The organism is Halorubrum gandharaense (assembly GCF_054654575.1).
Genome location: NZ_BAAIET010000002.1, coordinates 776,896 through 789,025, shown reverse-complemented (window position 1 = coordinate 789,025; position 12,130 = coordinate 776,896). Strand labels below are relative to the sequence as shown.

Genomic DNA, 12,130 nt, shown 5'->3' with positions numbered 1-12,130 from the left:
CCTTTTAGTTCGGGCCGGCGGTATCGACCCGTATGGCTATCAAACCCAAGTACATCAAACAGCTCGGGAACGTCCTGCTGGAGCGCTACCCGAACGCGTTCAATCAGGACTTCGAGACGAACAAAGACAGCGTGTCCACGCTCACCACCGTTGAGTCGAAGGGCGTCCGCAACCGGATCGCCGGCTACATCACCCGTAAGAAGTCGCAGGCGGCCCAGGCCGCGTAATCGTCGGATTTCGACATCGTTCTCGCGATTCAGTTTTGCATCCTTCTCGTCCCCGTAGCCTTAAGGCCGAAACCGCGGCCATCCTCGCGGGATGGACGCCGTCGTTCGACCGGTTGTCGACCCCGCGTTCGCCGTCGCCGCCGTCGCCTTCCTGCTCGGCGGCGCCGGGCTCGGCGCGTGTAGCGGGTTGGTCCCCGGCCTTCACGCCAACAACTTCGCGCTGCTGCTCGCCGGGTTCGCGCCGGCGATCCCCGCGGACCCGCTCCTGGTGGGGATCGCGATGCTGTCGGCCGGCGTCGTCCACTCGTTTCTCGATATCGTCCCCGCGCTCGCGCTCGGCGTGCCCGATGCCGCCACGGCGGTCGCCGCGCTGCCCGGCCACCGGCTCGTCGTCGCCGGCCGCGGCCGAGAGACGCTCCGGCTGTCGGCCGTCGGGTCGGCGCTCGCGGTCGGGCTTGCGGTCCCGCTCGCGCTGCCGATCACGTGGCTGATGGTGCGCGGCTATCCGACGCTCCGGACGCACCTGCCGCTGTTTCTCGGCGCCGTCGCGGCGTTTCTCGTCCTCACGGAGTCCTCGCGACGGGCCGCGATCGGCGGTCTACTGGCGTTTCTTGCCAGCGCGCTGCTCGGCGCGCTGACGCTCGATGTGGACCCCAGTGCGCCGCTGTCCACGGGCGGGATGCTCGCGCCGCTGTTCGCGGGACTGTTCGGCGCACCGGTGCTCGTCGACGCGCTCGGCGGCGACGGGGTCCCGCCACAGGCGGACGCGCGGATCACGATGAGCGTGCGGGACCTCGGTGTTACCGCGAGCGCCGGCTCGCTGTCGGGAGCCATCGTCGGCTACATTCCCGGCGTCTCCGCGGCCATCGCAGCCGTCGCGGCGATGCCCGCCGTGCCGCCCGAGGAGAGCGATCGGGGGTTCGTGGTCGCCACCAGCGGGGCGAATACGAGCAACACCATCTTCGCGCTGTTCGCGCTCGCCGCGCTCGGTACGCCGCGAACCGGCGTCACCGTCGCGCTCGACCGCGGCGAGGTGCCGCTGGCGCTCCCGATCCTGCTGACCGCCGCCGCGATGGCGGCTGCGATCGGGTTCGCCGTCGTCTGCCTCCTCGGTGACGCCTATCTGCGAGTCGTCGGCAACGCGGACTACACGACGGTTTGTGTCTGCGTGCTCCTGCTGCTCGTCGCCCTCTCCGGGGCGTTCGCCGGCGTCGTCGGCGTGGTGACGTTCCTCGTCGCCGGCGTGCTCGGACTGGTCCCGCCGCGACTCGGCGCGCGCCGGGTACACCTGATGGGGGTGCTCATCGGGCCGTTGATGCTCGGCTGACGGGGTTTTCGACGGACTCCTCTGCTTCCGTGCGTCCGACTCGCACGGTCGCGGCGGAAGAACAACGGTTAAAAGTCGCGCGCCGGTGGGTTGGTGTATGAGCAAGAGCGATACGCAGGGCGCACGCAAGTGCATCTCCTGTGGAATCCAGGTGGCCGGCATGAACGCCGCCAAGTTCGCGTGCCCGGACTGCGGCGAAACCATTCACCGCTGTTCCAAGTGCCGCAAGCAGAGCAACCTCTACGAGTGTGGCGAGTGCGGCTTCCGAGGACCCTAACAATGGGAGACGTCGCAGCCAAGATCAAGGTCATGCCGAACAGCCCCGAAGTCGACCTCGACGACCTCGAGGACCTGCTGGAGGAGGCGCTCCCGCAGGGCGCGGAGATCCGCGGCTTCGAGCGTGACGACGTGGCGTTCGGCCTCGTCGCCCTCCTGACGGCGGTCGTCGTGCCCGACAGCGCCGGCGGCACCGAGGCCGTCGAGGAGGCGTTCGCGGACGTCGAAGGCGTCGAGTCCGTCACCGTCGAGAACGTCGGCCGCCTGTAAGGCCACCTCCGTTTTCGCGGTTCCGATTTTTCTCATCCCATAGCCACGCCTCGATTCTCCCGGTTGAGAACTCGCGGCAAACGCTTACATACGGTGACGGGGTCCGTCCGAACGATGCGACAGCCGGACGCGCTCGACTACGCGCTCATCACCGCCGTCACCGTGCTTGCGTACGTGCAGTGGCCGAGTCGGCACGCGCTTCACGAGCGACTGCTCACGCATGCGACGTGGCTGCCGGCGTTTCTCGACGGCGTGCTCTTCGAGCTTTCGGCGTCGGCGACACGGTACTACCTGATCGCCGTCGTCGTACTCGGTGGAACCTTTTTGCTCGTGATAGTCGAGGTGTTGCCGCGGCTGGGTACGAACGCACCCGACCCGCCGAAGCGTCAGTGAATGGGGAGGGCGCCTGCCAAGACACACACACGCACGACTTTCGACGGAGATTCCCGGAGCACGACGACCCGGCGACTCTTTTAAGCGGACTCCGTGAAAGGACGGCATGGAGCTGAAACGCAAACTCGCCGCCGGCGACCGACCGGTCGGCGGCTGGTGCTCGTACCCGTCGCCGGGCGTTGCTGAGGCCCTTGCGGGCGAATCGTTCGACTTTCTGACGATCGACACGGAACACGCCCCGACCACGACGGAGTCCGTCGAGAATCTGATTCGTGCGGTCGAGGCTGCACCCGGCGACACCGACGCGCTCGTTCGCGTCGCGGCGAACGACGCGACGCGGGTCAAACACGCGCTGGATGCGGGTGCCGCCGGCGTGATGGCGCCGCAGGTGAACGACGTCGACGACGCCCGCGAACTGGTGCGGGCCGCTCGCTATCCGCCACAGGGAGCGGCGGCTGACGGCGATCCGGGTGCAGGCGTCGACGCCGACGGCGTGCGCGGACGCCGCGGCGTGGCCGGATCGCGTGCGACGGATTACGGCGCCCGCATCGACGAGTACGTGGCGTCCGCCAACGACGAGATGGCCGTCATCGCGCAGGTCGAGACACCGCGCGCCGTTGACGCGGCCGCGGAGATCGGCGGCGTCCCGGGAATCGACGCGCTGTTCGTGGGGCCGGCTGACCTCTCGGCGGCGCTCGGCTGTTTCCGCGACTACACGGACCCGGCGTTCCGCGACTGCATCGAGCGCACCGTCGCGGCCGCGGACGAGGCCGGCGTCCCGGTCGGGACGCTGGCGACGAGCGACGAGCGGATCGACGCGTGGCTCGCGGACGGCTTCGACTTTCTGATCGTCGGCACCGACGCCGGCTATCTGCGCGCGGGTGCGACGGCGTCCATCGAGCGGTACGAGCGGGAAATCGGGAAAAACGAGGAACCGCAGTCCTGAGCCGGGGAGCGAACGAGCCCGACTACAGCTCCGGCGCCTTTTCGCCGGCGGGCACGACGATCTCCAGCCAGTTCTCCTCGGGCGGGAGCGGACACGAGAAGGTGTCGCTGTACGCACAGAACGGACTGTACGCGAGGTTGAAGTCGACGGTCACCGTGTCGCCGTCGGTCAGGCCGCCCTCGGGCTCCAGCTCCATGTAGCGACCCTGCCGGTAGCTCTGCTGTCCCGTCGTCTTGTCGCGGAAGGGGACGAAGATGGCGCCGTCGTCGCCCTCCTGCTGGTAGCCGTGCAGCTCACACTCCTGGTCGCGGAGCTCGAACTCGAAGGTGACGACGCGGAGGTAGCGCACCGGGTTGCTCGCGGTCGTCTCCATCTCGACGGGTTCGGGGTCGTCGTGGACCCGAACGCTCGCCTCGACGCGGTACGTCTCGTCGGGCGGGAAGTAGTCGAGTCCGTCGAACGACTCGCGCTTCTCGGGGGGAATGGGCGACTGTGGATGGTCGGCGAAGAACTCGTCTTTCTCCTGACGGTTGGTGCGGAGCCGGTCGACGTAGTCGGTCATACCCGAAGGTAGCGGCGCCACGGCTTTGAGGCTGTTCACACGCGGCGGCGGGAGGGCGCGAGGGCGCCGGCTCAGTCGTCGCCGAGCGCCTGCCAGGAGAGCCGCGGGTTGCGGGCGGCGGCCACCTGGTCGATCCGGCCGGCGGTCGTCCGGTTGGGGGCGTCGGCGAGCGCCTCGTCGGTGTCGGCGTACGCCATGTTGAACGCCTCCGAGAGGTCGTCGAGCGACGACTGGTTCTCGATCTCCGTCGGCTCGGTCAGCATCGCCTCCGGCACCATCTCGGGCCACTTGGTCGTCGGCGGGTGGACGCCGAAGTCCAGCATGCGCTTTGCCACGTCGGCGGCGTCGCGCTCGCCGGAGGTGGCCGCGAACTCGTGGTGGTACGGGCCGTACGGAATGTCGAGGTCGATCTGGCTCCCGAGGTAGTTGGCGTTGAGCACCGCCTTCGCGGCGGCGTCCGAGAGCCCCTCGTTGCCGAGCCGGGCGATGTAGGCGTACGCCTTGATGAGGACGAGCCAGTTGCCGGTGAAGCCGTGGACCTTCCCGATCGACTCCTCGGGCTCGAACGGCTCGTAGCCCACCTTTCCGTCGTTGACTTCACGGACGCGGGGGCTCGGGAGGAACTCCGCGAGCTCGTCCACGACGCCGACCGGGCCGGCACCCGGCCCGCCGCCGCCGTGGGGCGTCGCGAACGTCTTGTGGACGTTGTAGTGCATGATGTCGAACCCCATGTCGCCGGGTCGGCCGCGGCCGAGCAGGGCGTTGAGGTTCGCACCGTCGTAGTAGAGCAGGCCGCCGGCGTCGTGGACGATTTCCGCGATCTCCTCGATATCGCGCTCGAACAGCCCGACCGTGTTCGGGTTGGTGAGCATCAGCGCGGCGGTGTCCTCGCCAACTGCGGCTTCCAGCGCCTCCACGTCGACCCGGCCGTCCTCCCCGGAGGGGAGCTCGACCACGTCGTAGCCGGCGAGCGCGGCGGTCGCGAAGTTGGTGCCGTGGGCCGAGGCGGGGATCACGACCTCCGAGCGGTCGTTCCCCTGCTGCTCGTGGTACGCCTTCGCCACGAGGATCCCCGTGAACTCGCCGGCGGCGCCCGCCGGCGGCTGGAGCGTGACGGCGTCCATGCCGCCGATCTCCGCGAGGTACTCCTGGAGCCCGTGGAGGATCTCCAGCGTGCCCTGCGTGGAGCGCGCCGAGCGGTCCGGGTGGACGGCGCCGTTGGGGTCGGCCGCCACGTCCTCGGTGAACTTGGGGTTGTACTTCATCGTACAGGAGCCGAGCGGGTACGGCCCCGAGTCGATCGCCCAGTTCATCTGTGAGAGCCGAGTGTAGTGGCGAGCGACCTCGGGCTCCGAAGGGTTCGGCAGCGTCAGCTCCTCGCGGGTCAGCTCGTCGGGCAGCGGGGAGTCGTCGCGCACGTCGACGGTCTCCTCGCCCTTCTCGCTCAACAGCGGCTCGTGTACCTCGTCGTCGGGTCGGGTGTAGCTGGCTTGGTCGTGGATCATCTACGCCACCTCCTCGAAAGCCGCGACGAGCTCGTCGGCTCGCCCGGCGTTGAGGTCGGTCACACACACCTGCAGCAGATGTTCGCCAACCACGTGGACGGCGAACCCCTCCGTTTCGAGGTCGCCGGCGATCGCGGCGGCGGGCTGGTCGACGCGGACGACGAACTCCCGCAGATGGTGGCGGTCGTGAACGGGCGCCTGCACGCCCGAGAGGGCGTCGAGTCGCTCGGCGAGGGTGGTCGCCTCGCGCACGCAGTCGTTCGCGAGGTCGACGAGCCCGTCCGGGCCGAGCGTGGCGGCGTGCATCGCCGCACGGAGCGCGACCCACGCCTGATTGGTGCAGATGTTCGAGGTCGCCCGCTCCTTGCGGATGTGCTGTTCGCGCGTCTGGAGCGTCAGCGTGTACGCGCGGGTCCCCGTCGTGTCCTCGCTGGCGCCGACGAGTCGGCCGGGAACCTGCCGGAGGTACTCCTCCGAACAGGCGAACAGGCCGAGGCCCATGCCGTAGGCGGCCGGCAGGCCGAGCGCGCCGGCTTCGCCGACGACCACGTCGGCGCCGACGGCGGCGGGCTCCTGCAGCACGGAGAGCGCGACAACGTCGGAGCCGAGGGTGAACAGCGCGTCGTTCGCCTCGGCGATCTCGCCGATCTCAGCGAGTTCCTCCTCGATGCAGCCCCGGACGGTGGGGTTCTCGGCGTACACCATCACGGTGTCCTCGCCGGCGCGGTCGGCGAGCGCGTCGCGGTCGACGTTGCCGTCCGCCATCGGGTACGCCTCGACGGTCAGGTCCGCGCCATCACAGTAGTTCTCCAGGACGGAGCGTTTCCCCTCCCGGAGCTGTTCGGGAACGAGCACGACGGTGCCCGAGGTCGAGCGCACGCGGTCCGCGAGCATCGCGGACTCCGCGAGCGCCGTCGCGGCGTCGTACATCGAGCAGTTGGCGACCGGCAGGCCGGTGAGCTCGACCAGCATCGACTGGTACTCGAACAGCGCCTGCAGGAATCCCTGGGCGATCTCCGGCTGGTACTGGGTGTAGCTGGTGAGAAACTCCGCGCGGTCGGCGAGGTGGTCGACGACGCTCGGCACGTAGTGGGAGTAGTGGCCCCGACCGAGGAACTCCGTCAGGTCGTCGTTGTTCGCAAGCGTGCGGGAACACAGCTCGCGGACCTCCCGCTCCGAGCGGGCCGGAATGTCGAACTCGCCGTCGAACGCCACGGCGTCCGGAATGTCGAACAGCGCCTCCTCGTCGTCGACGCCGATCGCGTCCAGCATCGCGGCGGTCTCGGCGTCCGTGTGCGGCGCGTACGGGCTTCCGCGGCCGTCGCTTCCGCTCATTTTCGTCCTCCGTCTCCGTCCGTTCTCATGCGATCTGGTCCTCGTAGGCGCCGGCGTCGAGCAGGTCGTCGAAGTCGGCGTCGCCGGCGGGCGCCACCTCGACGAGCCAGCCGTCGCCGTACGGGTCCTCGTTGAGCAGTTCGGGCCGCTCGAAGAGGTCCTCGTTGACGTCAACGACCTCGCCGGCGACAGGTGCGTACACGTCCGAGACGGCCTTGATCGACTCGACGACGCCGAACGCCTCGCCGGCGGCCAGCTCGTCACCTGCCTCGGGCAGCTCGACGAACACCACGTCGCCCAGCTCGTCCTGGGCGAAATCGGAGATGCCGAACCGGACGGTCTCCTCGTCGACGGTGGTCCACTCGTGCGATTCCAGATACCGTAACTCGTCGGGTACTTCGAAGCTCATGGTTGGGAGAAAGCGAGTGTCGCGCGCCGCGGCGCTCGGCGGCCGGTCGACCGCGCGCGCCGGGCGGATGTCCGCGTGACGACGGTCCACGACACGTGTACGCGTAGCTTCCGCGGACGGGAAGATAAAAGGTGTGTTCCCGGAGACGGCCCGCCTGACGGGAGCGGGGTTGGGGCGGGTCGAGCGGAGCGGTTCCAGCCCCGCTCAGTCGAGGAACGGCGGCGTGACGACCTCGGCGCGCTTCTCCTCGCCACGCACGACGACGCTGACGCGCTCGCCGTCCTCGATGTACTCGGTCCGCAGGTAGCCGAGGCCGATCGGCTCGTCGAGGGTCGGGCTCATCGTGCCGCTGGTGAGGTGGCCGATCCGCGTGAGGTCGCCGTCGGTCACGGCGTACCCGTTCCGGGGAACGCCGCGCTCAAGCAGTTTGACGCCAGTGAACTTCTCGTCGACGCCCTCCTCCTTCTGTGCTTCCAGCGCGTCACGCCCGACGAACTCCGTATCGAGTTTGACGACGAACCCGATCCCCGCCTCGTAGGGCGTGCGCGGCTCCTCTTCGGGGTGGAAGTCCTGGCCCGACAGCAGGAACCCCATCTCCGTTCGGAGGGTGTCGCGCGCGCCGAGCCCGCAGGGCTGGACGCCGTCGAACGCCGCCCACGCCGCCTCCGCCTCGTCAGCCGGGCACAGCACCTCGAAGCCGTCCTCGCCGGTGTAGCCCGTGCGGGCGACCCAGCTCGTGACGCCGTCCACGTCCGCGACGGTGGCCTCGAACTTCGAGAGGTCGACGACTCCGCCCGTCGCCGTCGCGTCGTCGAGCGTGTCGGGCGACTCGGGCCCCTGCACGGCGAACATCGCCCAGTCGGTCGTCGTGTTCACCACGTCGGCGTCGAGCCCGTGTTCGTCACGGTAGTCGACCCACCGCTCGTACATCCCCTCGTCGTGGCCCGCGTTCGGGATGAAGAGGTACGCCGGCTCACCCTCGGCGGCGTCGAGGTCCTCACCGACCTCGGCAACGCCCTCCACAGCGGTGCCCGCCTCGGTGCCGTCGGGGAGCCGGTAGACGACGGTGTCGTCGAGCATGACGCCGTCCTCGGTCGTGACCGCGGCGTACTGGGAGTCGCCGGGGTCGAGCGCGGTCACGTCGTTGGTCGTCAGCCGGTTCAAAAGCGTCGTCGCGTCCGGGCCGGCGACCTCGATCTCGCCCATGTGTGAGACGTCGAAGATCCCCACGGCCTCGCGCACGGCGGCGTGCTCCTCGCGAATCCCGTCGAAGTCGACGGGCATCGCCCAGCCGCCGAAGTCCGTGAAGGTCGCGCCGCGCTCCTCGTGGCCCCCGTGGAGGGGTGGCGTCCGGTCGGTCATGGCTGTCACGTCTCCGGGGGATCCCTAAGGTGTTACCATGGCGGAATCCCGAGTCCGATCGCTTCGAGGACCGCCGCGCCGTCTCCCGCGTCGAGCCACACGCACAGGGCGTCCACGTAAAAAGGGTCGATCACCGAGGGGTCAGTCGTGCCGTTCGGCATTCCCGAACCCGGCGGACGTATCGCGGGCGCCGGGAGCGTCGCCGGCGCCGAGCGACTCGCTCGTTTTGAGACCCTCGGAGACGTGCTCGGCGCGCCAGACGTTGCTCCGGCGGCCCGCACGCGAGAGCTCCATCCGGACCACCGCGCCCGGCGACAGGTCGGCGACGCGCTCCCGGGCATCCTCGTCGGCGTAGTCGACCACGTGGTACGTGGCGTTGCGTGGATGTGCCCGTACAGTTACCGCATCATGATCGTTTGACTCGGTTACGACCGTGTAGGTGTCTGAAGCAGCCATCTTACTCGTATGAAACTGGACATCCTATTTCAAGACTTCGTATAGACACCTCGTTCCCCTCCATGTTCCTAAAACACATTTAAGGTCATGCGGACGCGGCACGCACGCCGGTCACGAGCCCGTCGACGCGCAAGCGTCCTCCGAGACGGGGAGCGTGTCCTCGCCGCTGCCGTCCCACGAACCGACGAGGGGCTCCGGATCGCCGGCGTCGGCGGGATGGTCGATCCCGATCGGCTCCTCGGTCGTCACGTCGAGTGGGAACTGATGCAACTCGATCCACGTAGGGAAACACGGTCGCGGGTGGACGACGGACGCCCGCCGAACCACACGCTCTCACCCCGGCTCGACGCCGACCAGCACGCCTATTTCCCGCGGCCCGTTATGACGGGTATGGAGAACGCAGGCTCGGACGCCGACGCGCCCGAGGGAGTCGCCCTCTTTGTCGACGGTCCAAACGTGTTACGCGACGAGTTCGACGTCGATCTCGACGACGTGCGTCGCGCCGCCGAGGCGAAGGCCGCCGAGCGCGACGGGCAGCTGATCACGGTGCGGCTCTACCTCGACGAACACGCGACGCCGGGGCTGATACAGGCGGCGGAGGCTCGCGGCTTCGAGGTCGTCGTCACGAGCGGCGACGTGGACGTGAAACTCGCCGTCGACGCCACCCGGTTCGTGGTGGAAAACCGGATGACAGCGCTGGCGATCGCCTCGCGGGACACCGATTTCAAGCCGGTCGTGGAGGCTGCTAATCGGCACGGCGTCCGCACGATCGCCATCGCGCCCGGCGAGTTCGGCCGGTCCGACGCCCTCCGCAACGCCGCCACCGACTCGCTGACGCTCGACGGCGACCTCACGTTCGCGGACGACGACGGTGACGGAGGCGACGGGGACGACACGGATGGTGGGGAGGGATCCGACGCCGATGGCGGTGACGATCCCGACGACCCGCCGGCGCTACACCGCGACCTCGGTCGCTGAGCCGGGCGTCCACGCCGGCTTCGCGTCGCCGGCCTACCGCCTCCGTCGATCCGCGACCCGCCCGGCGAACACGGCGAATCCCCCGCCGACGACCGCACCGAGGCCGAGTCCCGCGACCAGCACGCCGGCCGTGCCGATGCGTGCGACGACGGCGTCGACGGCGATCCGCGCCCAGCCAAGCGACGGAACGTGGAACTGCGCTTTCGCGTGGACCCAGTCATCGGCGACGACCGGGGCGATCCCCGCGCTCTGGTCGTACTCGCCGTTGGCGTCGCCGTAGGTGACGTAGCCGCCGTGTGGCGCCGGACAGTGGCGAAGGTCGCCGCAGTCGCCGGAGAGTCGCTCGTCGTCCGCCCGAACCGTCCAGTCCTCGCCGGCCTCGACGGCGAACGCCACGCGATGGAGGATCGGGGGGTCGTCGCTGTCGGGCGGCGAGAAGACGATCACGTCGCCGGGGCCGCCGAGCCGCTCGGGAGCGCTCTCAGCAGCCGAGTCGTAGCTCCCCACGAGTCCCCCGGCGGGATACCGCTCGGTGTCGGTGACGACGACGAGGTCGCCGCGCTCGACGCCCGGCGCCATGCTGTCGCTCTCGACGGCGACGAGCGGGGGCCACACGCCGGAGAGACCGAACGCCACCCCCACGAGCAGACAGACCGCGAGCAGTGGCACCGCGACGTCGACGGCCAGTCGGCGATTCACGGACGCGTTTGGGCAGCCGACGGCTTGAGGCTACCGCCCCGGACGGTTTCGCAGCGCTCCGAAATGTCGGCTCGGCGCACACGCAGCCCTCCCCACCCGATGCTGGTTTAGTGGTTCGGCCCCAACGGCTCGTTATGTCCTACCCGGTCACGTACTACTGCCCGCAGTGTGAGACGCTGGTCGCGCTCGACCGCGACGGCTATCTCGCGGACAAGACGGTGACGCCGTACCCCCTCGAAGGCTGGACGTACGTCGATCCGACGGAGCCGTTCGAGGACGACCCGGACGTCGACGGCGTGCGCTTCGTCTGCGGGGAAAGCGAGGGCGTCGAGTGGGACCCACGGGCGGACGACAGGGAGGGCGATGGCGACACCACGGAAGCCGATCCCGGCTGTGGCGAGCCCTTCTACCTCTCGTTCGTGCGCCACGAGAACGGTCGTGAGGTGGAGCCGCGTCCCGAGGCGGAGCAGGTGGCCATCAACCCGGACCCCCGAGCCTCCGGACCACGAGGACCGGACGGACCTGGTCGGTCAGGCGGCTCGGGCGGATTTTGGTGAGCGCGACGACGCGCTCACACGACCCACACGACTCACTCGACTCACTCGACTCACTCTACTTCGACGACGCCCTCAGTGGAGTTGAAGTGGACCCGCGTCGCCTCATCGACGGTGAGGCTCACACGCGCAAGGTCGAGGCCGCCCTCGGGTCGGTCGACGACGAGGACGGAGGCCCGCGCGGTCAGATCGTCCGTCTGAATGTAGGGCTTCTCGAAGTAGCCGTGAAGGTGTAGCCCGTCGTCGACGGCGTCAGCGCGGGCGAAGACCTGCGAGATGCTCCCGGAGCCGAACCCGGACTGGACGATCACGACGACGCGTTCGTCGAAGTCGATGTCGTCGAGCCGGTCGCGCTCCACGGCGTCGAGCTCCCCAAACTGGAAGGCCGCTTCGAGCGTCTCGCCGTCCTCGACGAGCACGACGCGAAACACCTGATCGCCGTACTCGGTGTCGAGACGGAGCGGGTCGTTGAGCCAGTACGGGACCGACTCGAACGCGAGCGAGGGCTCCGTCTCCATGTGGTCCCCGAGGTAGGACTCGTTCCACTCCTCCTCGTACTCGTCCGGCTCAACGTCGTCGTCCATCTCCGGGACCGTGATCTCGTGTGGCGGTTCGTCCACTCGCGGATCCTCCTCGACGGGGTCCGCCGCCGGCTGGCCGAGGTCGGAGTCGGCGTCACCGTCCCCGTTCGGTTCGTCCCCGATACAGCCGGCGACGCCGACGGCGAGCGCGGCGGCTGGGAGGGCGCTTCGCGCGAGGAATCGTCTGCGGTGCATGGCTGCGGATCGTCGCTCGCCCGGTAAGTGTCTTCAGGCGACACCACGGCGAGCG

Annotated in this window: 17 protein-coding genes; 8 read left to right on the top strand and 9 right to left on the bottom strand. The window is 69.2% G+C overall.

The features are described from left to right. Positions 1–32: 32 nt before the first annotated feature. The 6 genes from ACYQ07_RS12930 (at position 33) to ACYQ07_RS12905 (ending at position 3,439) form a co-directional block, all read left to right on the top strand. The gene (locus ACYQ07_RS12930) at positions 33–227 is read left to right on the top strand and encodes a 30S ribosomal protein S17e (RefSeq protein ID WP_459882240.1); all 195 of its coding nucleotides are present in this window, start codon (positions 33–35) and stop codon (positions 225–227) included. Between the two features lie 91 nt (positions 228–318). Further along, positions 319–1,554 (top strand): tripartite tricarboxylate transporter permease, encoded by a 1,236-nt coding sequence (locus tag ACYQ07_RS12925; protein WP_459882239.1) that lies wholly within the window; start codon positions 319–321, stop codon positions 1,552–1,554. Positions 1,555–1,651: 97 nt separating this feature from the next. Beyond that, a complete protein-coding gene (locus tag ACYQ07_RS12920; protein WP_459882237.1) occupies positions 1,652–1,831 on the top strand; it encodes an HVO_2753 family zinc finger protein in 180 nt (59 codons plus the stop codon). Positions 1,832–1,833: 2 nt separating this feature from the next. Then, positions 1,834–2,100 carry an elongation factor 1-beta gene (locus ACYQ07_RS12915; RefSeq protein ID WP_459882235.1) on the top strand — a complete coding sequence of 89 codons (267 nt, stop codon included), beginning with the start codon at positions 1,834–1,836 and terminating at the stop codon, positions 2,098–2,100. Positions 2,101–2,214: 114 nt separating this feature from the next. Then, entirely contained in the window at positions 2,215–2,493 is a 279-nt protein-coding gene (locus tag ACYQ07_RS12910) for a hypothetical protein (protein ID WP_459882233.1), read from the top strand. A gap of 106 nt (positions 2,494–2,599) precedes the next feature. Further along, positions 2,600–3,439, top strand: a complete 840-nt coding sequence (locus ACYQ07_RS12905) for an HpcH/HpaI aldolase family protein (protein ID WP_459882231.1) — start codon at positions 2,600–2,602, stop codon at positions 3,437–3,439. Between the two features lie 22 nt (positions 3,440–3,461). On the opposite strand, the gene ACYQ07_RS12900 is transcribed toward ACYQ07_RS12905, so the two are convergent. The 7 genes from ACYQ07_RS12900 to ACYQ07_RS12870 form a co-directional block, all read right to left on the bottom strand. After that, positions 3,462–4,001: a DUF1684 domain-containing protein gene (locus ACYQ07_RS12900; protein WP_459882229.1), complete on the bottom strand. Its 540-nt coding sequence runs from the start codon at positions 3,999–4,001 to the stop codon at positions 3,462–3,464. A 71-nt stretch (positions 4,002–4,072) separates the two neighbouring features. Continuing rightward, entirely contained in the window at positions 4,073–5,506 is a 1,434-nt protein-coding gene (gene gcvPB / locus ACYQ07_RS12895) for an aminomethyl-transferring glycine dehydrogenase subunit GcvPB (RefSeq protein ID WP_459882227.1), read from the bottom strand. Further along, positions 5,507–6,841, bottom strand: a complete 1,335-nt coding sequence (gcvPA, locus tag ACYQ07_RS12890; protein WP_459882225.1) for an aminomethyl-transferring glycine dehydrogenase subunit GcvPA — start codon at positions 6,839–6,841, stop codon at positions 5,507–5,509. It lies immediately after the preceding gene. 25 nt (positions 6,842–6,866) lie between these two features. Beyond that, a complete protein-coding gene (gcvH, locus tag ACYQ07_RS12885) occupies positions 6,867–7,250 on the bottom strand; it encodes a glycine cleavage system protein GcvH (RefSeq protein ID WP_459882223.1) in 384 nt (127 codons plus the stop codon). A gap of 204 nt (positions 7,251–7,454) precedes the next feature. Then, on the bottom strand, positions 7,455–8,612 hold the full coding sequence (gene gcvT / locus ACYQ07_RS12880) for a glycine cleavage system aminomethyltransferase GcvT (RefSeq protein ID WP_459882222.1): 1,158 nt from the start codon (positions 8,610–8,612) through the stop codon (positions 7,455–7,457). Between the two features lie 141 nt (positions 8,613–8,753). Then, on the bottom strand, positions 8,754–9,068 hold the full coding sequence (locus ACYQ07_RS12875) for a DUF7999 family protein (RefSeq protein WP_459882220.1): 315 nt from the start codon (positions 9,066–9,068) through the stop codon (positions 8,754–8,756). Between the two features lie 111 nt (positions 9,069–9,179). After that, entirely contained in the window at positions 9,180–9,338 is a 159-nt protein-coding gene (locus ACYQ07_RS12870; protein WP_459882218.1) for a hypothetical protein, read from the bottom strand. 120 nt (positions 9,339–9,458) lie between these two features. On the opposite strand from ACYQ07_RS12870, the gene ACYQ07_RS12865 reads away from it, so the two are divergent. Further along, a complete protein-coding gene (locus ACYQ07_RS12865; protein WP_459882216.1) occupies positions 9,459–10,046 on the top strand; it encodes an NYN domain-containing protein in 588 nt (195 codons plus the stop codon). A gap of 33 nt (positions 10,047–10,079) precedes the next feature. On the opposite strand, the gene ACYQ07_RS12860 is transcribed toward ACYQ07_RS12865, so the two are convergent. Continuing rightward, complete coding sequence (locus ACYQ07_RS12860; RefSeq protein ID WP_459882215.1) at positions 10,080–10,745, bottom strand: S24/S26 family peptidase; 666 nt, start codon at positions 10,743–10,745, stop codon at positions 10,080–10,082. A 134-nt stretch (positions 10,746–10,879) separates the two neighbouring features. On the opposite strand from ACYQ07_RS12860, the gene ACYQ07_RS12855 reads away from it, so the two are divergent. Beyond that, on the top strand, positions 10,880–11,302 hold the full coding sequence (locus ACYQ07_RS12855) for a DUF7969 family protein (protein WP_459882213.1): 423 nt from the start codon (positions 10,880–10,882) through the stop codon (positions 11,300–11,302). A 50-nt stretch (positions 11,303–11,352) separates the two neighbouring features. Here the strand turns inward: ACYQ07_RS12855 and ACYQ07_RS12850 are convergent, their stop codons facing one another. Then, positions 11,353–12,075, bottom strand: coding sequence for a hypothetical protein (locus tag ACYQ07_RS12850; protein WP_459882211.1), 723 nt, complete (start codon positions 12,073–12,075; stop codon positions 11,353–11,355). Positions 12,076–12,130: the final 55 nt, after the last annotated feature.